General features: G+C 63.1%; 23 protein-coding genes and 1 pseudogene. 14 read left to right on the forward strand and 10 right to left on the reverse strand.

What is annotated here, in order from left to right; all coding sequences use genetic code 11:
• Positions 1–128: 128 nt before the first annotated feature.
• The 3 genes and pseudogenes from BM116_RS06050 to BM116_RS06055 all read left to right on the forward strand — a co-directional run.
• Positions 129–1367: pseudogene (locus BM116_RS06050) on the forward strand (AMP-binding protein); the annotation flags it as partial.
• A 78-nt stretch (positions 1368–1445) separates the two neighbouring features.
• Positions 1446–1784 carry an AMP-binding enzyme gene (locus BM116_RS19120; RefSeq protein WP_235846712.1) on the forward strand — a complete coding sequence of 113 codons (339 nt, stop codon included), beginning with the start codon at positions 1446–1448 and terminating at the stop codon, positions 1782–1784.
• Between the two features lie 35 nt (positions 1785–1819).
• Positions 1820–2254 (forward strand): nuclear transport factor 2 family protein, encoded by a 435-nt coding sequence (locus BM116_RS06055; RefSeq protein WP_083726564.1) that lies wholly within the window; start codon positions 1820–1822, stop codon positions 2252–2254.
• 27 nt (positions 2255–2281) lie between these two features.
• Here BM116_RS06055 and BM116_RS06060 read toward each other — a convergent pair whose 3' ends face one another.
• Positions 2282–4141 (reverse strand): Lnb N-terminal periplasmic domain-containing protein, encoded by a 1860-nt coding sequence (locus BM116_RS06060; protein WP_083726452.1) that lies wholly within the window; start codon positions 4139–4141, stop codon positions 2282–2284.
• A 72-nt stretch (positions 4142–4213) separates the two neighbouring features.
• Positions 4214–4702 (reverse strand): DUF3015 domain-containing protein, encoded by a 489-nt coding sequence (locus BM116_RS06065; protein ID WP_083726450.1) that lies wholly within the window; start codon positions 4700–4702, stop codon positions 4214–4216.
• Between the two features lie 526 nt (positions 4703–5228).
• Between BM116_RS06065 and BM116_RS06070 the strand changes: the two genes are divergently transcribed.
• Positions 5229–5501: a CopG family ribbon-helix-helix protein gene (locus tag BM116_RS06070; RefSeq protein WP_083726448.1), complete on the forward strand. Its 273-nt coding sequence runs from the start codon at positions 5229–5231 to the stop codon at positions 5499–5501.
• Positions 5498–5779 carry a type II toxin-antitoxin system RelE/ParE family toxin gene (locus BM116_RS06075; RefSeq protein WP_083726446.1) on the forward strand — a complete coding sequence of 94 codons (282 nt, stop codon included), beginning with the start codon at positions 5498–5500 and terminating at the stop codon, positions 5777–5779. Before BM116_RS06070 ends, BM116_RS06075 begins: the two co-directional genes overlap by 4 nt.
• A 286-nt stretch (positions 5780–6065) precedes the next feature.
• Here the strand turns inward: BM116_RS06075 and BM116_RS06085 are convergent, their stop codons facing one another.
• Positions 6066–6407: an Hpt domain-containing protein gene (locus tag BM116_RS06085; protein ID WP_139056964.1), complete on the reverse strand. Its 342-nt coding sequence runs from the start codon at positions 6405–6407 to the stop codon at positions 6066–6068.
• Positions 6408–6619: 212 nt separating this feature from the next.
• Here BM116_RS06085 and BM116_RS06090 point away from each other — a divergent pair, with 212 nt between their 5' ends.
• From BM116_RS06090 to BM116_RS06130, 9 genes are read left to right on the forward strand one after another with little or no spacing between them, the layout of a single operon-like run.
• Positions 6620–7729, forward strand: a complete 1110-nt coding sequence (locus BM116_RS06090; RefSeq protein ID WP_083726440.1) for a BMP family ABC transporter substrate-binding protein — start codon at positions 6620–6622, stop codon at positions 7727–7729.
• 8 nt (positions 7730–7737) lie between these two features.
• Positions 7738–8844 carry an ABC transporter permease gene (locus tag BM116_RS06095; protein ID WP_083726438.1) on the forward strand — a complete coding sequence of 369 codons (1107 nt, stop codon included), beginning with the start codon at positions 7738–7740 and terminating at the stop codon, positions 8842–8844.
• Entirely contained in the window at positions 8837–9757 is a 921-nt protein-coding gene (locus tag BM116_RS06100) for an ABC transporter permease (RefSeq protein WP_083726436.1), read from the forward strand. The genes BM116_RS06095 and BM116_RS06100 overlap by 8 nt, the downstream gene beginning before the upstream one ends.
• 9 nt (positions 9758–9766) lie before the next feature.
• On the forward strand, positions 9767–10774 hold the full coding sequence (locus BM116_RS06105) for a formamidase (protein WP_083726434.1): 1008 nt from the start codon (positions 9767–9769) through the stop codon (positions 10772–10774).
• A 3-nt stretch (positions 10775–10777) separates the two neighbouring features.
• Positions 10778–11467: a biuret amidohydrolase gene (gene biuH, locus BM116_RS06110; protein WP_083726432.1), complete on the forward strand. Its 690-nt coding sequence runs from the start codon at positions 10778–10780 to the stop codon at positions 11465–11467.
• A gap of 2 nt (positions 11468–11469) precedes the next feature.
• Positions 11470–13011 carry an ABC transporter ATP-binding protein gene (locus BM116_RS06115; protein WP_083726430.1) on the forward strand — a complete coding sequence of 514 codons (1542 nt, stop codon included), beginning with the start codon at positions 11470–11472 and terminating at the stop codon, positions 13009–13011.
• Entirely contained in the window at positions 13008–13682 is a 675-nt protein-coding gene (locus BM116_RS06120; RefSeq protein WP_083726428.1) for a cysteine hydrolase family protein, read from the forward strand. The genes BM116_RS06115 and BM116_RS06120 overlap by 4 nt, the downstream gene beginning before the upstream one ends.
• On the forward strand, positions 13675–14067 hold the full coding sequence (gene hpxZ, locus BM116_RS06125) for an oxalurate catabolism protein HpxZ (protein ID WP_083726426.1): 393 nt from the start codon (positions 13675–13677) through the stop codon (positions 14065–14067). Before BM116_RS06120 ends, hpxZ begins: the two co-directional genes overlap by 8 nt.
• Before the next feature lie 6 nt (positions 14068–14073).
• Complete coding sequence (locus BM116_RS06130; protein ID WP_083726424.1) at positions 14074–14760, forward strand: GntR family transcriptional regulator; 687 nt, start codon at positions 14074–14076, stop codon at positions 14758–14760.
• Positions 14761–14826: 66 nt separating this feature from the next.
• Here BM116_RS06130 and atzD read toward each other — a convergent pair whose 3' ends face one another.
• Genes atzD through BM116_RS06165 form a run of 7 tightly spaced genes read right to left on the reverse strand, consistent with a single transcriptional unit; the run spans position 14827 to position 20924 of the window.
• Complete coding sequence (atzD, locus tag BM116_RS06135) at positions 14827–15921, reverse strand: cyanuric acid amidohydrolase (RefSeq protein WP_083726422.1); 1095 nt, start codon at positions 15919–15921, stop codon at positions 14827–14829.
• Between the two features lie 50 nt (positions 15922–15971).
• A complete protein-coding gene (locus tag BM116_RS06140; RefSeq protein ID WP_083726420.1) occupies positions 15972–16397 on the reverse strand; it encodes a DUF3830 family protein in 426 nt (141 codons plus the stop codon).
• A 16-nt stretch (positions 16398–16413) separates the two neighbouring features.
• Positions 16414–17013: an LOG family protein gene (locus BM116_RS06145; protein WP_083726418.1), complete on the reverse strand. Its 600-nt coding sequence runs from the start codon at positions 17011–17013 to the stop codon at positions 16414–16416.
• A complete protein-coding gene (locus tag BM116_RS06150; protein WP_083726416.1) occupies positions 17010–17792 on the reverse strand; it encodes an ABC transporter permease in 783 nt (260 codons plus the stop codon). The genes BM116_RS06145 and BM116_RS06150 overlap by 4 nt, the downstream gene beginning before the upstream one ends.
• On the reverse strand, positions 17789–18658 hold the full coding sequence (locus tag BM116_RS06155) for an ABC transporter ATP-binding protein (RefSeq protein ID WP_083726414.1): 870 nt from the start codon (positions 18656–18658) through the stop codon (positions 17789–17791). The genes BM116_RS06150 and BM116_RS06155 overlap by 4 nt, the downstream gene beginning before the upstream one ends.
• A 16-nt stretch (positions 18659–18674) precedes the next feature.
• Entirely contained in the window at positions 18675–20123 is a 1449-nt protein-coding gene (gene allB / locus BM116_RS06160; protein WP_083726412.1) for an allantoinase AllB, read from the reverse strand.
• 9 nt (positions 20124–20132) lie between these two features.
• Positions 20133–20924 carry an SDR family NAD(P)-dependent oxidoreductase gene (locus BM116_RS06165; RefSeq protein WP_083726410.1) on the reverse strand — a complete coding sequence of 264 codons (792 nt, stop codon included), beginning with the start codon at positions 20922–20924 and terminating at the stop codon, positions 20133–20135.
• Between the last annotated feature and the right edge of the window lie 15 nt (positions 20925–20939).

The following is a 20939-nucleotide window of genomic DNA, read 5'->3' on the forward strand; positions in this document are numbered from 1 at the left end:
TGATAAGATTGCTCCGTACTTTCCTTCAGCAGTTGAGCGAGATAACTACCAAGAGCCGCCGCGGCTGCGTCTGACTTTATCTTAACGATGATAAGTTTGCTGCGCACTGCAACACAAGGAGCCTGTGCATGACCGAACCCCGCCTTTGGGAGCGTCGCTACCCACCCGCACTGAAGCACTATCAGCCGTCGCCCGAGCTGTTGCTGGGCAACCTGGCGCAATTGCCAGAGCTGCTGGCCGAGCGTTACGGCGATAGCCCGGCGTTTACCCTGGTGCTGCCTAACGGACTGACCGCTGACCTGTCGTTCAGCCAAGTACATGCGCTGTCGGACCAGTTTGCTGCCTGGCTGATCCATGAGCAGAAGATGCAGGTGGGTGAGGTGGTGGCGATTCAGCTGCCGAACAGTCTGCATTACCCGGTCGCGGTGCTGGGCGCCTGGAAGGCCGGACTGATCGTGACCAACGTGAACCCGTTGTATACCGAGCGGGAGGTGCGTAGCCAGCTGGCTGACAGCGGCGCGCGGTTGCTGATCGCCTGCGATCTGTTCGTTGAGCGCGCCTTGCCGGTGGCGCAAGAGCTGGGGGTACCGCTGCTGACGACCAGCCTTGGTGACTTCTTTGTGCCGGAGATCGGACGGGCAGTTGCCGCGCAGGCGGGGGTGGATGCTTCCGGCTTGCCGCGCTTTGTCGATGCACTGGCCGTTGGGGCGCGTTTGGCACTGACTGACTATCGCGCCAACCCGGTTGCGCTTTATCAGTACACCGGCGGCACCACCGGGCGCAGCAAGGGCGCGGTGCTGACCCACGCCAATCTGCTGGCGGTGTTGCAGATGGCTGAGGACTACATCACCGGGTTCGGCATGCCCTTCGAGCCGGGGGATGTGATTCTGACCGTGCCGCCGCTGTATCACATCTTCGCCTTCAACTTTAACTTCCTGCTGCTGTATCGCAGCGGCGGACGCAATCTGCTGGTGCCCAATCCGCGCCCGCTGAGCAATCTGCAGCGGGCGTTCGAGCAGTTTCCTGTGCGCTGGATGACCGGCGTCGACACGCTGTTCGCAGGCTTGCTGGCTGAGTCCTGGTTGCAGGCCAATCCGCCGCAGCTCAAGGCTGCCGTATCCGGCGGCACCGCGTTGCGCCCCGCCACCGGCGAGCGTTGGCGTGCGCTGGCCGGCCAGATACTGGAGGGTTACGGGCTGACCTAGAGCAGCTGCTTTGTTGCCTTCAATCCGCCGGGTGAGCATTGCCGCCCCGGTACGGTTGGGCTGCCGCTGCCCGGTTGCGATGTGTTGCTTCGTGACGCTGACGGCAAGGCCTGCGCGCCGGGTGAGCCGGGCGAGTTATTGATCCGTGGCCCACACGTGGTAGGCAGCTACCTGAATCGGCCGGATGAGAACCGTGAGGCCTTCTGTGACGGCTGGTTCAACACCGGCGACATCGCGGTGATGGACGAGCAGGGCTATCTGCGCATCGTTGATCGCAAGAAAGACCTGATTCTGGTGTCCGGTTTTAACGTTTACCCGAACGAGGTGGAAGACGTGTTGGCCGAGCACCCGGATGTAGCCGAGGTCGCGGTGGTGGGTGTGCCGGATGACAGCACCGGCGAGGCCATTCGCGCATTCGTTGCCCTGCGCCGTGCGGGCGTCTCGGCCGAGCAGCTGATCCTGCACTGCCGCGAGCGCCTGACCGCCTACAAGGTGCCGCGGCAGATTCTGTTCCGCGAGCAACTGCCCAAATCACCCGTTGGCAAGATACTGCGCGCCGAGTTGCGCGCCGAACAATGACGGCCGTTCTGGCCACTTACAAAAAGGAAAACACCATGTCAGATCTGCAACTTCAACCGGCCGCCGCCGCCACGCTTGAGCACTGGCACCAGATGGTCGAACGCAAGGACCTGGGCGAGCTGATCGGCCTGCTGGACGCCAACGCGGTGTTTCGCTCGCCGATGGCGCACTCGCCGTACCCGGGCGCGGAGGTGGTGTCGACCATTCTCAGTACCGTACTGCAGGTTTTCGAAAACTTTACCTATCACCGTCAGCTGGCGACCGGTGACGGGCTCAACGTGGTGCTGGAATTTAGCGCTGAAGTACATGGCCGTCAGCTCAAGGGTATCGACATGATTCGCTTCAACGAGGCGGGCAAGATCATCGAATTTGAAGTCATGGTGCGGCCGCTGAGCGGCCTGCAGGCGCTGGGGCAGGAGATGGGCGGCCGACTGGCCAGTTATCTGGCGGCAGCCAAGGCCAAAGCCTGATACAGCGGGGCCGTTTGGCCCCGCTGCTCAGTAGTAGTACCAGCGCAGTTGCAGGGCGAACTCCGTCTGCGGTGCGCTGAACTGACTGAACTCACGCGAGGCCTGCAGGCGCAGTCCGAGGTCGCGGCCCAGCTCCCACTGCTGGGCCAGCTGCAGGCTGCGACGCACCTCGCCGTTGTCGAAGTAATCGCCGCGTCCTTCCAGCAGCAGGTTGCCCAGCGGGTTGCGCCAGAGCAGCCCCGCGTTAAAACCGGCTGCAGCACTCAAGGGCGCATCAAAGTCGCGGTGGTGCTCCAGCCGCATTGTCGCCATGCTGTAGCCCAGCACGCCGTCCCACGGTTGCCAGGCAAAACCGCCGCCGCCGTTGAGGTGCGGCACCAGCCGGCGCTGGCCGTCTTCACCGGCCACCCGCTCCCAGCCCGCTTCAACCTGCCATGACCAAGGCTTGAGCAGAGCGCTGCGCGGTGTCAGCGAGCGAATATTGACCAGTCCGAACTCTTCCAGCTGCCAGTGATTGCCCTCGTACTGGCGCAGCTTGATGTCGCCCAGCTCGATCTGCGCACCCAGCGGGAAGCCGGCCAGGTTGTCGGCCAGATCGTGGTAGGCCATGCGCAGGCCGTATTCGGCAAAGGCGCGGCCTTCGCGGCTGCCGGCGGCAAGCTGCCAGGTGCGCGACTCGTGGCCAAATTCCGGGTAGGTCGGTGTTTCAATCTGCAGTGCCGGCGGCGGATTGCGGTTGATCGCCTGCAGCAACTGGTAGCTGCGGGCGGCATTGGCACTGTCGCGCTGCTGACCGGCGGCCTCATAGCGCACCAGGCGGTAGGCGGCTTCCTGAATCAGCGCACGCCGGGGCGCGGGCAAGGCCTGATACTCGCTGCTCTGCAGCACGCCGTCGTCGTCTGCCAGCTGGCGTACCCAATGCAGCTCTGGCGGCGTCAGCGGCTCGGCCCGGGCCAGCAGCTCACGCTCACGCGAGGGGCGGTAATGTACATCGCTGATCATGCCCGCCTCGCGCACGGCACGTACGGTGTCGGCAGGGATTGCGGTCAGCGGAAACTGCTCGGTCAGACGCAGGCCGGGGCGGGCCACTTCGAGCAGCTCCAGCAGGCGGTAGGAGCAGTTCTCGTCGAAGAAGAAGTAGTCAAAGATGACCTGACGCAGCTCCCAGACATGCTCGACCATGCGCGCGGTTTCTTCCGGGCTGAGGTCCAGCTGGTACTCCCACAGGTCGCGGTTTTCCAGGCGGCTGTACTCGCCGATCTTGTCACGGTAAGGCAGCAGCGAGAATTGCCCCGGGTAGCCGCCGGCCAGCCCTTTCCAGGCGTACAGCATGCTGTTGTCCATGCTCTCGACCATGGCGCCAAAGTTGAGAGCGTAGGTCAGCAGGCTGGTGCCGCTGGCCTGGGTGTCGGGCGAGTCGATGCGCAGCAGGGTGTGGCCGAACATCGAGGAGGGGCTGTTCAGGTAGGCATCCGGGAACACCAGCACGGTCGCGTGTGGGTTGATGTCCTCATACCACTCGCGGTACTCGCTGCACTCGGGTGTCGGCAGGCCGCTGAGCTGCAACTGCTCGCTCAGCCAGCGGGTGCGCGACGGGTAACGGCACTGGGCGTGCTGGTTGGAGTCATCGCCCACCGGTGCATACAGCGCCTGCAGCGTGGCCTGCAGCTCGCTTGCCGGGTTGCTGGCGCCATCGGCAGCCAGAAAGAAACTGTCGTCATCTACATAGCTGCGCCATCCGCTGAAACGGCCGGGCTGGTAGTGCCCAAGGTTCAGCCAGTGGCGCTCTGTTGCCAGGGCCTGCAGCTGACTGTCGGTCACCGTGGGTGCAGCATGCACACCAAGGCTGATGCTGCCGAGCAGCAGGGGAATCAGGCGTTTGAGCATTGGAGGGGATAGCAGCAGAGGGAGGAAAAAACGGAGCCGGCAAGTGCCGGCTCCGGGATCAGTCGTGACTGATTACGCCTGTTCTGCGTACTTGGCCAGGATCGGATCCTTGCTCATCAGGCTCAGGGTGGTCGCGTGAACCTGCTCGGCGGTCACGTCGGCGCTCGGGAAGATCTCGCTGAAGTGCGCGTGGGTAACCGCAGCAAAGTGGTCACGGTCTTCAACGTCGATACCCAGCACGACGGCGTAGGTGGTCAGCGCTTCGCCTTCACCGCGGGCAACGTCTTCAGACAGCTCGCTCATGATGCTGCTCAGTACCAGCATGGGCTTGCCGTTGTAGGCCAGACGACCGCTGGTGTCACAGCCGTTGGTACCGGAGGTCATGCCGAAGGTGGCGTTACCGGAGGTGCCGTTGGTGATGGAGGCGATCAGGTGCGAAGGCAGGCCGCTCTGACCTTCAAACAGCATGTTGCCCCAACCGCAACCGGGGCCGCCCGGTGCAACAGCAAAGGCATTCATGGAGGCAGCTGCGAGTACAGTACCAATCAGGATCCGTTTCATGATGGAATTTCCGTTTTATGGGGGGAGCTTGGAATCTAGCAAGTTCACCGCGTTCATTGCAATTGTGTGAATCGATTGCTGCTATCTGATGTCGACTGGTTGGCTGAAAAGGGCTGTAGCTCCAACGCTTTATCGTGGGAAAAGGCGAGCGCTAGTGCCTTGCTAGCTGCCTCACCTGCGGGGCTGGACCTCAGGAGATGGCGCTGGAAGACAGCGTTGCTCTGTAAGTAGCCTTTGACCGAGCCCTCGTCTCAAAGGCAGGTCGGATGACCATCTTACGGCTGCGGCATCGTTTGGAGGGCAGGGGACCATGAGCGCTCAGGGTGGACGCCACTTCCACCGTGCAGGCGCCTGCAGGCCCCCGAGCCGGAGCTGGCGATTTCCCGTCCGTCAGAACGCCCATGATCCGCGGAGAGTATAACCATCCCATTGCTTTCGTTCGCTTACAGATCATGGCTTTGCAGTCGATATCAGCGCTATAGTGCGGTTCATACTACGACGTATTACAACGTATTGCGGAGGGCTTATGGCTGTCACAACCGTACGCTTGCAGGCCGAGGTCGAGCAGCATCTGGAAGCGATCGCTGACCGCCTGCAGCGAAGCAAGGGCTGGGTAATTAATCAGGCATTGGCGGAATATGTTGAACGCCACCAGCTGGAGCAGGAGCGATGGCAGCAGACGCTCACGGCGATGGAGTCAGCGGCGCAAGGCAAGCTGGTGGATGGCAATGAGGTGCATGAGTGGCTTGCCAGCTGGGGTACCGAGGCCGAGCGCGATGCGCCAGGGCCGCGCAAGTGAAGCTGGTCTATACCCAAGACGCGGTGGATGACCTGAATCGTTTGCGTGAGTTTATCGCAGTGCATAACCCGGCAGCGGCTCGTCGGGTTGCAGTCGAGCTGGTGGACAAGATTGCCTCGCTGACAGAGTTTCCTCCGCGAGGCGTGCCGGTGTTGCTGGCGCCAGCGCCCGCGACGATCCGCGATCTGGTGTTCGGCAGATGTGTGATTCGATACTCGGTACATCCAGAAACCCTGATCATCCTGCGTATCTGGCATCAGGTGGAAGGCGAAAGGTAAGGGCAGGTAGTTCTCGCCATATGACCTTTTGATGGTAGACGGCGGGCGGGCCGGCGTTTCATTTGTTGCCTTATCACTCTCTGGGCGTGGCAGCCTGCGGACAGGACCTGGTCGCGTTGCCTTCTTTCTCTCTGCAGCCTTTGGCTGATGATCTGGGGTGGCGTGTTGCTCAGGTCGAGTCCCTCTTTGTCTTCTTTCTGCATTACACGATGTGGGCAGGTTGCCAGCGCCTTCCGAGACCTCGCGTTGTGTTTCAGCAGGAGGCAGAGGCTCTGTGTGGCTTGTGCTAGTCGGAGGACCTGTCGGCTTCTGTTTGCTCCAGCTTCGCCACCTCTGCTTCCAGCAGTGAAACCGCTTGCTCCAGCTCGGTGCGCAGCGCCGTACTCCACTCGCTCATGGCGAGGGCTGCTTGCGGGTCTCTTCTGAACGCCTGCTCCAGCTTGGCGCAGTGGCGTGACAGCCGAGTTGCGCCCATGGTGCCTGAGCTGCCCTTGAGGGTGTGCAGGTGATACAGGATGGCGTCGATGTCGGCGCCGTCCATCTGCTGTTGCAGGTCGTCTCTGTCGAAGGCAGGCCGGTGATCTTGAGAGCACAGCTCGCCATGTCGGGCAGGGCGGATTGCGAGCATCTGGTGCGGCGCTTTCTGCGGCGCACCACGCCTGTGCAGGTGCGGGCCATTAATCGGCGCTGCAGGGCTGAAAACACGGTAATAGAGCGGTGGCACGATCAATGCTTAGTGGTGTGCACATTGGTATACAAGCTGGTATTCAACTGGCCGTCGAGCGGTTACCACGTCGACGGCTGGTGGAATGGCAGCGTCATCTTCCCAAGGAGCTATCCATGTCGAATATTGATCGCCGCACACTCTTGAAACTGGCCGGGTTGATCGGCGTTACTGCCGCCATGCCATTCAGCTTTGCACGCGCTGCAGATAACCCGCTGGTGGTGGGCTTTATCTATGTCGGCGCCCGTGACGATTTTGGCTACAACCAGGCGCATGCCGAGGCCGCGGCCATCATCAAGACGCTGCCGAACGTGGTGGTGGTTGAAGAAGAGAACGTGCCTGAGACAGTGGCCGTGCAAAAGTCGATGGAAGCGATGATCCGTCAGGATGGCGCTACGCTGATCTTCCCGACTTCCTTCGGTTACTTCGACCCGCACGTCATCAAGATGGCCGAGCGCTTCCCGGACGTACACTTTGCCCATTGCGGTGGCCTGTGGACCGAGGGTGTGCACCCGACCAATGCCGGCAGCTTCTTCGGTTACATCGACGAGGGCCAGTATCTCAATGGTGTGGTCGCCGGTTTTGCCAGCCAAACCAAGAAGCTGGGCTTTATTGCCGCCAAGCCGGTGCCGCAGGTACTGCGCAACATCAACGCCTTTACCCTGGGCGCGCGCTCGGTTGATCCGGAAATTACCACTACCGTGATATTCACCGGCGACTGGTCGTTGCCGATCAAGGAAGCAGAAGCCGCCAACAGCCTGATCGACCAGAGCTGTGACGTGCTGACCTGCCACGTGGATGGCCCCAAGGTGATCGTTGAAACGGCCGAGAAGCGTGGCGCCATGACCTGCGGCTATCACGCCGACCAGTCTGCACTGGCGCCCAACGGTTACCTGACCGGTGCCGAGTGGAACTGGGAAACCCCCTATCGCGCCCATGTGGCTGCTTCCCAGGCGGGTGAGCCGATGATCAACTTCCTACGTGGCGGCCTGAAGGAAGGCTTCGTCAAGACCTCGCCGTACGGGCCCCTGGTCAGCGCTGAAGCCAAGGCCCGCGCCGATGCCATCAAGGCCGAGATGATGGCCGGCGGCTTTGCCATCTTTACCGGCCCGCTGAAGGACAATCAGGGCAACGAGGTAATCGCTGCGGGGACTGCGCTGGGTCAGACCGATGTCGTGCTGGAGAGCATGGACTATCTGGTTGAAGGCGTACGCGGCCAGATCTGAGGTAACTGATGAATCCTCGCAATGCGATCTATCGGGCCGGGGCGCTGCTGCTCCCCGGTCTGCCTACGCTACTCGCTGCGCTGACCACCTTTGTGCTGTTCATGCTGTTTCTGGCGTTGCAGGGCAAACCTGCCTGGCAGGCCTGCCAACTGGTAGTACAAGGCGCGTTCGGCTCGGCGTTTGCCTGGGAGAACACGCTGCAACGTGCGGCGCCGCTGATGTTGACGGCGTTGTGCGTTGCGCTGCCGGCGCGTGCCGGCCTGATCATTATTGGTGGTGAGGGCGCGCTGGTACTGGGCGGGCTTGCCGCTGCGGTGACGCCGCTGTGGCTGCCGGCCATGCCGGTGACGCTGTTGCTGCTGTGCATGGCACTGTCGGCCATGGTGGTGGGTGGTTTCTGGATTGGCCTCAATGGCTGGATGCGTCAGAAACGCGGCCTGAACGAAACCATCGGCAGCCTGCTGCTTTCCTACGTGGCCATCGCCATTTTCAACCAGCTGGTCGAAGGCCCGCTGCGCGATCCGGCCAGTCTCAACAAGCCCTCAACCATACCGCTGGATGACAGCGTGATGATCGGCCCGATCAGCGATGCCTTTCAGGTTCACTGGGGGCTAGTGGTCGGCGTTATCGCCTGCATTCTTGCGCAAGTGCTGGTGCGCAACAGCGTGACCGGCTTTTCCTTGCAGGTGGTCGGCGGCAACGTGCGCACCGCGCGCATGATCGGCCTGCCGGTGGATCGCCTGGTGATTCTCACCTGTGTGCTAGGCGGTGCCTGTGCCGGTCTGGCCGGCATGTTTGAGGTGGCGGCGGTGCAGGGCAGTGCCAATGCGGCGATTATCGCCGGCTATGGCGCAAGCGGCATTCTGGTGGCCTTTGCCGCGCGGCAGAACCCGCTGGCAATCATTGCCTGCGCCATTTTGCTCGGTGGTATCGAAGCCAGTGGCAGCTTGCTGCAACGTCGCCTCGGCCTGCCGGATGCGACCACGCTGATCCTGGAGGGGATTCTGTTTACCAGCCTGCTGGCCTGGGAAGCATTGACCCCGCGCATTGTCGCCTGGCGGCTGCGTCTGAACGAACGTGCAATACAGGCGCAGGGGGCGTTGCAACATGGCTGATCTTGATCTGGCAACTTTCTTTCTGGCGCTGCTGGCCGGCGCCATTCGTGTCGGTACGCCCTTCATCTTTGTCAGCCTCGGTGAGTGTCTGACGGAAAAGAGCGGGCGTATCAACCTGGGCCTTGAAGGCATTCTGGTCAGTGGCGCCATGGCCGGTTACGCGGTGGCCTACCTCAGTGGCTCTGCCTGGACCGGCGTGCTGGCCGCAGGCGGTACCGGGTTGCTGCTGGGCTTGCTGCACGGTGCGATCTGCTCGCTGCCGCGGGTCAACGACATCGCCGTGGGTATCGCCTTGATGGTGCTGGGCACCGGCCTGGCGTTCTTTCTTGGCAAGAGCTTCATTCAGCCGCAGGCACCGTCGCTTGTGGCTATCGGCCTGGGCGGATGGAGCGAGGACGAGCGCGTGCGCTCGGCGCTGAGCATCAATGTGCTGTTCTTTATCGGCGTGGCGCTGGCCTTTGTGCTGCATTGGGGTCTGCGCAGCACCCGCTGGGGGCTGATGTTGCGGCTGGTCGGTGATCACGCCGAGTCCGCTCGGGCGCTGGGTTACCGCCCGGTGCTGGTGCGCATTGCCGCGACTGCCGCTGGTGGTTTTCTGGCCGGTATCGGCGGCGCCTATCTGTCGTTGTATTACCCCGGCAGCTGGAACGAGGGACTGTCGAGCGGGCAGGGGATCATGGCCGTGGCACTGGTGATCTTTGCCCGCTGGCAACCGCTGCGCTGTCTGTGGGCCGCCTTGCTGTTCGGCGCTGCCGGCGCCATTGGCCCGGCCCTGCAATCGGTCGGCATCAGCGCCGGTTACTACCTGTTTGCCGCTGCACCCTATGCACTCACGCTGGCGGTGATGTTCATCACCTGCCGTCCCAATCAAACCCTGAGTGGCGCCCCGGGCGAACTCAGTCTGACTCGATAGGAGCTAACTATGTCCAGTGGTCTGGGTGGTCTCAACAAGTCGCCGAACGGCGTTGTCATCGGTCTGGCGCAACTGGCGTTGCCTGATCCGCATACCCGCGCAGAGCTGTGGGAGCAGACCCAAAAGGTCGTTGCCATGGTCGGCAAGGCGCGTCGCAGCGTCGCCGGTATGGATTTGATCGTGTTCCCGGAATACTCGCTGCACGGCCTGTCGATGGATACCTCCGACGACATCATGTGCACCCTCGACGGGCCGGAAGTAGCCGCGCTGCGTCAGGCCTGCGTCGATAACGCGATCTGGGGCTGCTTCTCGATCATGGAAGCCAACCCCAACGGCAACCCCTACAACAGCGGTATCATCGTCAACGATCAGGGCGAGATTCAGCTGTATTACCGCAAGCTGCATCCGTGGGTCCCGGTCGAACCGTGGGAGCCGGGCAACCTGGGTATTCCGGTTTGTGACGGGCCCAAGGGCAGCAAGCTGGCGCTGATTATCTGCCACGATGGGATGTTCCCCGAGATGGCGCGTGAATGTGCCTACAAGGGCGCGGAGATCATGATTCGTACCGCCGGTTACACCGCGCCCATTCGCCACTCCTGGCAGATCACCAATCAGGCCAACAGCTTCTGCAACTTGATGCAGACCGCGAGCGTTTGCATGTGCGGCTCGGACGGCACCTTCGACTCCATGGGCGAGGCGATGTTTGTCGACTTTGACGGCACGCCAATGGCCGTTGGCGGCGGCCGCGCTGACGAGATTGTCAGCTGCGAGATGCGGCCTGATCTGGTGCGCGAGGCGCGCGTTCACTGGGGGGTGGAGAACAACATCTACCAGTTCGGTCACCGCGGCTATACGGCCGTCAAAGGTGGCGCGCAGGATGCGCCCTACAGCTATATGCACGACCTGGTCGCCGGTAAATACCGCCTGCCGTGGGAAGACGAGGTGGTGCATACCGATGGCACTTCCTGCGGCTTTGACACTCCCGAACGCACCTATCAACCGGCTGAGGAGAACTGAGCCATGACCGAGCGTTATCTGCAGTCTGCTCCCTATCCCTGGCCCTACAACGGCAACCTGACGCCTGAGAACACTGCGCTGATCGTTATCGACATGCAGACCGACTTCTGCGGCAAGGGCGGTTATGTCGACTCGATGGGCTATGACCTGTCGCTGACCCGCGCGCCGATCGAGCCGATTAGCCGAGTGCTGGAGGTGCTGCGCGAGCAGGGCTTCTGGATCATCCACACCCGTGAAGGGCATCGTCCGGATCTGTCTGATCTGCCGGCCAACAAGCGTTGGCGTTCGCAGCGTATCGGCGCGGGTATCGGCGATACCGGCCCGTGCGGGCGCATTCTGGTGCGCGGCGAGCCAGGCTGGGAAATCATCCCCGAGCTGGCGCCAATCGACGGCGAGATCATCATCGACAAGCCGGGCAAGGGCTCGTTCTGCGCTACCGATCTGGAACTGATTCTGCGTACTCGCGGTATCGAGAACATCATTCTGGCCGGCATCACCACCGACGTCTGCGTGCACACCACCATGCGCGAAGCGAATGACCGCGGTTTTGAGTGCATCCTGCTGGAAGACTGCTGCGGCGCGACCGATCACGCCAACCACCTGGCGGCTCTGAGCATGGTCAAGATGCAGGGCGGGGTGTTCGGCGCCATTGGTGATTCGGCCATGCTGATCGACTGCCTCAAGCAGGTGTGACTATGCGCGCCCTGAGTCTGGAAACCATCGGCGCTGGCAAGGTATTTGGCAGCTTTCGCGCGCTGGATGACGTCTCCATGCAGGTCCGTGCCGGCACCGTCCACGCGCTGCTGGGTGAGAACGGCGCGGGCAAGAGCACGCTGGTCAAGGGCATTGTCGGATACGGCCCGCTGGATGAGGGCAGTGTGCTGGTGGGCGGCCGGGAGCAGAGCATCGCCTCGCCCCGCGACTCACATGGTCTGGGCATCGGCATGGTGTACCAGCACTTTACCGTCGCCCCCGGCCTGAGCGTGGCGGAAAACCTGGTGCTCTCGCGCGGCGAGCTGCCTTGGGCTATTGACTGGAAACAGGAGCGGGCGGCGCTGGATGCCTTTATGGCCCGCATGCCGTTCAAGCTGGATGTTGAGCGCGCGGTCAGTTCGCTGGCCGCTGGCGAAAAGCAGAAGCTGGAGATCCTCAAGCAGCTGTATCTGGATCGGCGTTTCATCATTCTCGACGAGCCCACCTCGGTGCTGACGCCGCAGGAGGCCGAGGAAGTATTGGGCCTGATGCAGCAACTGGCGCACGCCGGTGAGCTGTCGGTGCTGATGATCACCCACAAGTTTGGCGAGGTCATGCGCTTTGCCGACGACGTGACGGTGCTGCGGCGCGGCAAACTGGTCGGCAGCAAGGCGGTGGCTGACACTGACGAGGCCGAGCTGTCGGCCTGGATGATGGGCGAGAGCCGCGAACAGCAGAGCGCGCTGGAGCGGGTGGAGCATCTGGCCGAACGCACGCCGGGGCTGGAGGTCAGCAACCTCAAGGTTGCCAATGACCGTGGCACCTTGGCGGTCAAGGGCGTTTCGCTGTCGGTGCTGCCGGGGGAGATCGTCGGTATCGCGGGCATTTCCGGCAACGGCCAGCGCGAGCTGACCGAAGCGCTGCTTGGCCAACGCCCGACCAGCTCGGGCGAGGTGCGCGTCAACGGCCGGCCCTACGCTGCCAGCCGTGTCGAAATGCAACGTGAAAAGGTCTACAGCCTGCCGGAAGAGCCGCTGCGCAACGCTTGCATCGCCGGCATGAGCGTGGCGGAGAACCTGGCCCTGCGTGATTACGACCACGCACCGTTGTGTCGCAGTGGCTGGCTGATCAACCGCCGGGCTATTCGTGAGCGTGCCCGCGAGCTGATCAGCCGCTTTCAGGTGCGCCCGGATGACCCGGACCGGCCCATCGGCACGCTGTCTGGCGGCAACGTGCAGCGCGCCGTGCTGGCCCGCGAGCTGACCGAAGACGTGGCGGTGCTGATTGTCTCCAACCCGGTGTTCGGTCTGGACTTTGCCTCTGTGGCGCTGATTCACCGGCGACTGCTGGAAGCGCGCAACCGTGGCGCCGCCGTGCTGTTGCTCAGCGAAGACCTGGATGAACTACTGGAGCTGTCGGACCGGATTCTGGTCATCCACGATGGCGAAATAAACCACGAAACCGTCCCCGCAGCGGCCGAGCGTCAGGTGCTCGGGCGCTACATGGCCGGTACCGAGCAAGCGGCTCAACAGGTGGCAGGATGATCGAGGTAACAGCGGTACCGGACAACTTTGCCTTTGACCCCGAGCGTACCGCGCTGGTGGTCATCGACATGCAGCGCGACTTTATCGAACCCGGCGGCTTTGGTGCGGCGCTGGGTAACGATGTTACACCGCTCGCGGCCATCATCCCGGCGGTGCAGCAGCTGCTGGACATCGCGCGACAAGCCGGTCTGCTGGTGATTCATACCCGTGAGTCGCACCTGCCGGATCTGTCTGACTGCCCACCCGCCAAGCGCGCCGGTGGGCCGCCGGGCATGCAGATTGGTGACGTTGGCCCCATGGGCCGGATCCTGGTGCGTGGCGAGCCCGGTAACCAGATTCTGGAGGCGGTTGCGCCGCTGGCCGGCGAGTGGGTGATCGACAAGCCCGGCAAGGGCATGTTCTACGCCACCGGCCTGCACGAGCGCCTACAGCAGCAGGGCATTGACAGCCTGATCTTTGCCGGTGTGACCACCGAAGTTTGTGTGCAGACCAGCATGCGCGAGGCCAATGATCGCGGTTACCGTTGCCTGCTGATCGATGAGGCCACAGAGAGCTATTTCCCTGAATTCAAACAGGCGACGTTGGCCATGATTACCGCGCAAGGCGGAATCGTTGGCCGTGTTGCCCGACTGCAGCAGCTGCAGGCAAGCCTTGGAGTGAGCAATGACTGATATCAACCTGCCGGCGGTCGTCAAAGAGGTGACCGAGGCGTTTACTGACTACGAGCGGGCGCTACTGGTCAATGAGATGGACACCCTGGACCACTACTTCTGGGACAGCGAACACACCGTGCGCTACGGCGTGGCCGAGAACCTCTATGGCGCCAAGGCGATTGCCGATTACCGCCGGGTGTGCGTGCCGGTCAGCCCCGGCCGCGAACTCTACAACACCGTGGTCAGCACCTTTGGCGAGGACTATGCCACCGTCAGCACTCAATTCCGCGATGGTGAGACGACGCGTGTTGGTCGCCAGATGCAGACTTGGGCGCGGATTGACGGGCGTTGGCAGGTCGTTGCTGCGCATGTCAGTATCGATCTGTCTTCTCTTCAGGAATAAGCGCACATGGCGCAACTGCAGGCAGTTTCCCTGGCCGATCAGGTATACCAGCGGGTCAAACAGGACATCTTTGACTTTGTTCTGCTGCCCCACGACCGCTTCAGCGAGAACCAGATAGCCGAGCGCTATCAGGTTTCGCGTACGCCGGTGCGCGATGCGCTGTATCGGCTGGAGCGCGAAGGCTATCTGGAAGTGGGGCTGCGCCGGGGCTGGTCGGTCAAGCCGCTGGACTTTGAACGCATCGATGAGCTCTACGAGGTGCGCATCACCCTGGAGTGCGCGGCGCTGGACAGGCTTTGTGCCGCCGCCGATATCCGGGACCGGCTGCAGCCGCTCTGCGCCACCTGGATGGTGCCGGCCGATGACCGCGAGGACGGCATGCAGATCATGGCCGAGCTGGATGAACAGTTTCACTGCGAGCTGGTGCGCATCGCCGGCAACGGTGAGGCCGCGCGCATGCATCAGGAGGTGTGCGAGCGTATCCGTATCGTTCGCCGTCTGGACTTTTATCAGGCGCAGCGGATCGAGAAGACCTATGAAGAGCACGCGCTGATTCTGCAGGCGCTGCTCGATCGCCAGCGCGATGTGGCTCAGCACCTGCTCTGCACGCATATCGAACAAAGCCGCCAGTCGGTGCACAAGATCAGCCTGTCGATGCTGGAGGCCGCTCGGCGCAGCTATCGCGCTGGCTGAATTACAGTCTTTAGCGAGTACAATAAAGCCCCGCAGCTGCGGGGCTTTGTTGTTTCTAGTGCTGCTTTACGGGCGCAGAATCAGTGCCAGCGGGCCGCCGCCGTTGGGCCCCTGATGCTCGGCACCGCCAGACACAAACAACCGGGTGTCGCCGAGCCTGCCGGCCAGCACGCCACCAACCAGCGAGCGAGCATGGCGTGAGCCGTTGATGTCGCTGTCGTCGCTCATCACGTGGCGGTTGCCGCGAATCTCACCTGACGCTGAGGGCTCGGCCTTGACCAGCAGGCCGGTCATGTTGTCGGGCGTGATGGTCAGCTGCGCGCCGCCGGGCATGCTGGCCAGCGCGCGGTCGATGGCGGCGGTATCCAGGGCGTCTTCCATGACCGCGTGGCCGATGCGGTAGGCCGGGTCCCAGCCGGCGGCGTTGCCCAGCACCAGCACTTCGTTACGCAGCAGCTCGATACCGGCCGAGGTGCTGGCGCGGGTGGAGTAGAGCGACCAGTCGCTACAGATTTTCTCGTTACTCAGCTGCTCTGCCGTCAGATCGCCCAGCGCTACGGCGACGCCCAGTGCCGAGGCACCGCGTGAGTAGCCCATGGACTCGTAGGTGTCGTGGCAGGCGGTGGTGTGCCCGCGCGATGCCGCTTCGCTTATGCGCGAGGCGGTCAGCAGCGGGCATTTGATCTGCACAAAGTGCACGTCATCTTCGCGCTGGATGCCGGCGCTGGCCATGGCACGGCGCACCGCGTCGCGGGTTTCCATGACCTGTTCCAGGCGGCCGATTTCTTCCGGTTTGAAGTCGCGGGTAAAGGCGACGCCGGCCGCCAGTCCAGGCAGGCTGTAATCGGCGTTTTCATCGCTGCTGTCGACTTCAAATACCAGCCAGTGCGGGCTCAGACCGCCCTCGGTGCCACCGGACATGACAAAGGCAATACGCTCCTCAACCTTGGCTTCCGACAAGGTCAGTTGCTGGGCAAAGAAACGGCGCAGGGTGCTGGTCGCAAAGGCGCGGGTAAAGTCATTCACGCAGCCGTTGCCTTCGGTCTTGCCGAGTACGGCAATGACGCGGGTAGGGTCGATCTGGCCGTTGCTGATGGCCTGGGCCAGGGTAGAGATGTCGTCTGGCGAGCTGGCGCTCAGACGGGTGACGCGCGTTTTCATGGGCAGTACCTTTTCAACTAGGTCAGGTCAAATGGGTCAGGTCGAATGCGTCAGGCGAGCTCGAAACTGATGTCCTGAGCGCCCTCCCAGAGGGTCTTCATGCCGAGGGCACGCAGGTTCTCACGGCCCTCGATGATGGTCAGAAAGTGGTTGCCGGCCAGCTGTCCGAGCTTGCTGGAGAAGCTGCAGGCGCCGTAGGCCATGATGATCTCGGTCTCGCTGTAACCACCGGGGTAGAAGAGCACGTCGCCAACCGAGGGGTGGCTGGTGTGGTTTTCAAAGCCGATCGGCTGCTCGCCGTTCTTGAGCTGATAGTCGCCCAGCGGCACCCAGGCGCCTTCGCCGCTCCAGCGCACGTGGATCAGTTTCTGGTGGTAGGGCAGCAGCGAGAGAAAGGCCGCCACGGTGTCGGGCGCGTCGGGGTGGCACTCGGCAATAAAGTCGAAGCCGCCGGCGCTGATCTTGATACGGGTCATGGGGGGATTCCTTGTGTCAGGAGCCGGGCTGGCCGATCCATTTGGTGACGGTGGGCGCTTTCCACTGGTCGATTTGCTCCAGCGCTTTGAGCGGGTCGGCTTCGAGAATCAACATGTCGCAGTGCTCAATCTTCATGAAGCCTTCCGCGGTGGCGTGGGTCAGCATGTTGCGCAGCGGCACAAAAAAGTCGCGCACGTTGAGGCAGGCCAGAGCCTTCTGGTGCTCGGCCAGCTGGGTCAGGGTGGCGACTTCAAACAGCTCTTCCAGCGTGCCCAGCCCGCCGGGCAGGGCGACAAAGGCGTCGGCCAGCTCGGCCATGCGCGCCTTGCGCTCGCGCATGCCGGAGACCACTTCGTGTCCGGTCAGCTTGGGGTGCAGGTGCCCACGCGCTTGCAGGCGTTCGGTGATCACGCCGATGACCTCGCCGCCGGCGTCCAGCGCGGCATCGGCAACCACGCCCATCAGGCCCTTGGTGGTGCCGCCGTAGACCAGGCGCTGGCCTCGCTCGGCAAGGGTCTGGCCGAGCTTTTTTGCTTGCTCGATGTAGTCTTCATGGGCGCCAAAGTTGGAGCCGGAGAACACCGCGATGCTGTTGATGTTCGGGTTACGGGTCATGCGGCCTCCGAGCCTTTGCCACGTTGGGTCCAACTGGTGAAACGGCTTTCAACCAGCGCTGATACTGAATAAAGCGCGACGCCCAGGGCGGCCAGAATGAACAGCCCGGCAAACACCAGCGGTACGTCGAAGTTGCCACTGGCAATCATCATCACGTTGCCGATGCCTTTGTTGGAGGCCACGGTTTCGGCCAGTACGGTGCCGATAAACGCCGAGGTCAGGGCGATCTTCAGTGAGGCGAACAGGTAGGGCAGGGTGCGCGGCAGGCCGACATTCCAGAGGATGTCGCGCTTCTTGGCGCCGAGCACGCGCAGCACGTCTTCCAGCTCCGGCTCGGTGGTGGCGAGGCCCGTTGCCACGTTGACCACCACCGGGAAGATGCCGATGACCATGGAGGTCAGAATCGCCGGGATGGTGCCCGAGCCAAACCAGACCACAAAGATCGGCACCACGGCGACCTTGGGAATACTGGAAAAGCCCACCAGCAGTGGATAGGCGATGTCGTAGGCGACCCGCGAGGAGCCGATGATCACGCCGATCAGCAGGCCGATGAATACCCCCAGAAAGAAGCCGACCAGCGTGGTCATCAGCGTTTGCTGGGTGTGCGGCCAGAGAATCGGCATCTTCTCGATCAGCACCGCAGCAATCTGGCTGGGCACCGGCAACACCAGCTCGGAGACGCCCAGCAGCCGGCACAGCACTTCCCAGAGCAGGAAGAAGCCGATCATCGCCGAGAAAGACAACAGGTTGCGCCGCCAGCGCGGCAGGGGCTTGCTCATGCGGATACCTCCTCAGGCTGACGTTGTGCGGCAGTGCGCTGGGTGCTGCCGGGCGCGCGGGCCTCGGCAATGCTCATGCGCAGTGACTGCACCAGACTGGTGAAATCGGGTTGGTAGCTTGATTCGAGCGTGCGCGGGCGCGCGAAGGTGACGCGCTGATCTTCGATGATGCGGCCGGGGCGCGAACTCATCACGCAGATGCGGCTGGCCAGATAGGCCGACTCGCGCAGATCGTGGGTCACCAGCAACACGGTCGGTCGGCGGTTGATCCACAGATCCTGCATGGTGTCCCACAGCTCTTCCCGGGTGAATTGATCAAGGGCGCCGAAGGGTTCGTCGAGCAGCAGAATGTCGGGCTCATGCACCAGCGCCCGGCACAGAGAGGCGCGCTGCAACATGCCGCCGGACAGCTGCCAGGGCCGCTTGTTGCCGAAGCCGGCCAGACCGACCTGCTCCAGCAGAGCCTCGGCGCGTTCGCGGAACTCGCCTTTGCGCTTGCGGCGGTAGTCCTGACGGAATGGCTCGACGATCTTCAGCGGGATCATCACGTTATCCAGAATGCTCAGCCACGGCAGCATGGTCGGGTTCTGGAAGGCCAGACCCAGGCGCTTGGCGTGGCTGCCGATGGCGCCGACCTCGCGGCCGCCGACAATGGCGGCGCCGGCGGTCGGTTCCAGCAGGCCGGCGACCAGCTTGAGAATGGTGGATTTGCCGCAGCCGCTGGGCCCGACAAGAGCAACAAAGTCGCCCTTGTCGATGCGCAGCGTGGTGTTGTCCAACGCGACCACATTGCCGCCATAACGAACCGTCACATCGGACAGTTCGATCATTGGCCGCGTGGCGCTGATGGATTGGGTGTCAGTCATGAGTCTGCTCCTGCGCTCAGCGCCGTGGCTCCGCGGTCGGGCGCACACCTTCAGGCGTGCTCAGGATCGCGTTGGTGTAGTGCTCGGTGTTCTGCGGGCGCGGTGTCGGCATTTGCTGGATGGCTTTGACCGAACGGCCCCAGCCAGCGGCCTCGGTGACCAGCTCGCCGTTGCGCATCACAAATTTGCCGCGCACCAGCGTATGCAGCGGATAGCCCTTGACCGGGCGACCATGCCAGGGCGAGATCTTGCTGGTGCTGTGCAGCTGGTTTTCCGAGAGGATGCCGCTGCGCTGCATATCGACAATGGCGATGTCGGCGTCGGCGCCGGGGGTGATCACGCCCTTTTTGCCGTAGATGCCCCAGGCTTTGGCCGGGCTGACCGAACTCCAGCGCACGTAGTCCATCAGGCTGGCGCGTTCGCGGTTGACCTCGGTGAGCATCAGCGCCATCTGGGTTTCGATGCCGGGGAAGCCGCAGTCACACTCCCAGATGTTCTCGCGGGTCTTCTCTTCCGGCGCGTGTGGCGCATGGTCGGTGGCGATCATGTCGATGGTGCCGTCCATCAGCGCATCCCACAGCGGCTGGTTGTGCCGGGGCTCGCGAATCGGCGGGTTCAGCCGCAGGATGCCACCCAGGCGGTCGGTATGGTCGGTGTTGAGCAGCAGATACTGCGGGCAGGTCTCAACGGTCACGTCGACGCCACGGCGCTTGGCCTCGCGGATCAGAAACAGCGAATCGGCGGCGCTGTGGTGGGCGATGTGCACCCGTGCGCCGGTCCATTCGGCCAGGGTCAGCACGCGGCCAATGGCTTCAATCTCGGCGACCACCGGGCGGGCGGCTAAATGCGCCAACGCGTCGATGCGACCGGCGTCCTGCATGCGCTTCTGGCGGCGGGAGAGAATAGACGAGTTCTCGGCGTGCACCACGGTACGAATGCCCAGCGGGGCCAGTTTCTCGAAGCCTTCGAGCAGCGCGCCATCGGTGGGCGCCGGCAGGTTGCCGAAGGTGTTGCCGACAAAGGCCTTGAAGCTGGTGCAGCCGGCGTCGATCAACTCTTCCAGGTGGCCGACGGTGTCGTCACCCAGCAGGCCGTGAATGCCGTAGTCAACGTAGGACGACTCGGCGGCTTTCTGCTTCATGCGCAGGGCTTCGATGGTGCCGGTCGGCGGGTTGGTGTTGGGCATGTCGAAGACGGTGGTTACGCCACCACAGGCCGCAGCGGCCGAGCCGGTCTTCCAGGTTTCCTTGTGGGCGTAGCCCGGGTCACGGAAGTGCACGTGGCTGTCGATCGCACCCGGCAGCAGGTACAGGCCGTCGGCTTGTACTACCTCGCGGGCAGATGGCATCAGCTCATCGCGGCCCACGGCAACGATCTTCTCGCCGTCGATGGCCACCGATGCTTCGATTATCTGGTGGTCTGATACAACGCGGGCGCCGCGGATCAGCAGGTCAACTTGGTTCATCAGGTACTCCTAAAGCATGGCCCAGCCGCCATCGACCGGGAGGTCGACGCCGGTGATCTGGCGGGAGACGTCGCTGCCGAGAAACAGGCAGGCATTGGCAACGTCCTGGTCGGTGGAGACGCGCTTGAGCGCGTAGTCGGCGGCGTGGCGGGTGGCGGCTTCTTCCGGGCTGATGCCCAGCGTTTTGGCCATGTTGGCGCACACCTTGTCGCGAAAGCGCGGGCCATCCACCATGCCGGGGGCAACGCAGTTGACGTTGATACCGTGCGGGCCGGCTTCCAGCGCAAAGCTCTTGGTAATGCCGCGCAGGCCCCACTTGGAGGCGGAATAGGCCATGCGGCCGGCGCGTCCGCGCATGCCGAAGGTGCCGCCAACGTTGACGATCTTGCCGCTGCCTTGCTCGATCATCGCGGGCATTACTGCGCGCATGGTGTTGAAGCAGCCGGTCATGTTGAGCTGAACGATCTCGTCGAACTCGCTCTGGGTGGTGTCCCAGCCGGTCTTGCCAATCGGGCCGGAGCCGCCGGCCACGTTGACCAGTACGTCGATGCGGCCGAAGCAGTCCAGTGCCGCGGCCGCAAGGGCCTCGGCATCTGCACTGCGGGTCATGTCGCATGGCACCACTTCTACCTCGCTGCCCAGTTCGGTGACTTCGCGGGCGACCGGCGCGATGGCGTCCAGATCGCGGCCGGCCAGCACCAGGCGGGCGCCTTCGCGGGCAAAGGCGAGGGTGACGGCCCGGCCCATCCCTTTGGCCGGGCCGGTGATGACAACGACTTTGTCCTGCAGATCAAGATTCATCAGTGTCTCCCGTCG

Source organism: Halopseudomonas pachastrellae, assembly GCF_900114765.1.
Taxonomy (GTDB): domain Bacteria; phylum Pseudomonadota; class Gammaproteobacteria; order Pseudomonadales; family Pseudomonadaceae; genus Halopseudomonas; species Halopseudomonas pachastrellae.

What these genes read in the sequence shown, in the direction of transcription:
- BM116_RS19120 (WP_235846712.1), top strand. Translation starts at nt 1,446, where the DNA reads ATGGACGAGCAGGGCTATCTGCGCATCGTTGATCGCAAGAAAGACCTG.
- BM116_RS06055 (WP_083726564.1), top strand. Translation starts at nt 1,820, where the DNA reads ATGTCAGATCTGCAACTTCAACCGGCCGCCGCCGCCACGCTTGAGCAC.
- BM116_RS06060 (WP_083726452.1), bottom strand. Translation starts at nt 4,141, where the DNA reads ATGCTCAAACGCCTGATTCCCCTGCTGCTCGGCAGCATCAGCCTTGGT.
- BM116_RS06065 (WP_083726450.1), bottom strand. Translation starts at nt 4,702, where the DNA reads ATGAAACGGATCCTGATTGGTACTGTACTCGCAGCTGCCTCCATGAAT.
- BM116_RS06070 (WP_083726448.1), top strand. Translation starts at nt 5,229, where the DNA reads ATGGCTGTCACAACCGTACGCTTGCAGGCCGAGGTCGAGCAGCATCTG.
- BM116_RS06085 (WP_139056964.1), bottom strand. Translation starts at nt 6,407, where the DNA reads ATGCTCGCAATCCGCCCTGCCCGACATGGCGAGCTGTGCTCTCAAGAT.
- BM116_RS06090 (WP_083726440.1), top strand. Translation starts at nt 6,620, where the DNA reads ATGTCGAATATTGATCGCCGCACACTCTTGAAACTGGCCGGGTTGATC.
- BM116_RS06095 (WP_083726438.1), top strand. Translation starts at nt 7,738, where the DNA reads ATGAATCCTCGCAATGCGATCTATCGGGCCGGGGCGCTGCTGCTCCCC.
- BM116_RS06100 (WP_083726436.1), top strand. Translation starts at nt 8,837, where the DNA reads ATGGCTGATCTTGATCTGGCAACTTTCTTTCTGGCGCTGCTGGCCGGC.
- BM116_RS06105 (WP_083726434.1), top strand. Translation starts at nt 9,767, where the DNA reads ATGTCCAGTGGTCTGGGTGGTCTCAACAAGTCGCCGAACGGCGTTGTC.
- biuH (WP_083726432.1), top strand. Translation starts at nt 10,778, where the DNA reads ATGACCGAGCGTTATCTGCAGTCTGCTCCCTATCCCTGGCCCTACAAC.
- BM116_RS06115 (WP_083726430.1), top strand. Translation starts at nt 11,470, where the DNA reads ATGCGCGCCCTGAGTCTGGAAACCATCGGCGCTGGCAAGGTATTTGGC.
- BM116_RS06120 (WP_083726428.1), top strand. Translation starts at nt 13,008, where the DNA reads ATGATCGAGGTAACAGCGGTACCGGACAACTTTGCCTTTGACCCCGAG.
- hpxZ (WP_083726426.1), top strand. Translation starts at nt 13,675, where the DNA reads ATGACTGATATCAACCTGCCGGCGGTCGTCAAAGAGGTGACCGAGGCG.
- BM116_RS06130 (WP_083726424.1), top strand. Translation starts at nt 14,074, where the DNA reads ATGGCGCAACTGCAGGCAGTTTCCCTGGCCGATCAGGTATACCAGCGG.
- atzD (WP_083726422.1), bottom strand. Translation starts at nt 15,921, where the DNA reads ATGAAAACGCGCGTCACCCGTCTGAGCGCCAGCTCGCCAGACGACATC.
- BM116_RS06140 (WP_083726420.1), bottom strand. Translation starts at nt 16,397, where the DNA reads ATGACCCGTATCAAGATCAGCGCCGGCGGCTTCGACTTTATTGCCGAG.
- BM116_RS06145 (WP_083726418.1), bottom strand. Translation starts at nt 17,013, where the DNA reads ATGACCCGTAACCCGAACATCAACAGCATCGCGGTGTTCTCCGGCTCC.
- BM116_RS06150 (WP_083726416.1), bottom strand. Translation starts at nt 17,792, where the DNA reads ATGAGCAAGCCCCTGCCGCGCTGGCGGCGCAACCTGTTGTCTTTCTCG.
- BM116_RS06155 (WP_083726414.1), bottom strand. Translation starts at nt 18,658, where the DNA reads ATGACTGACACCCAATCCATCAGCGCCACGCGGCCAATGATCGAACTG.
- allB (WP_083726412.1), bottom strand. Translation starts at nt 20,123, where the DNA reads ATGAACCAAGTTGACCTGCTGATCCGCGGCGCCCGCGTTGTATCAGAC.
- BM116_RS06165 (WP_083726410.1), bottom strand. Translation starts at nt 20,924, where the DNA reads ATGAATCTTGATCTGCAGGACAAAGTCGTTGTCATCACCGGCCCGGCC.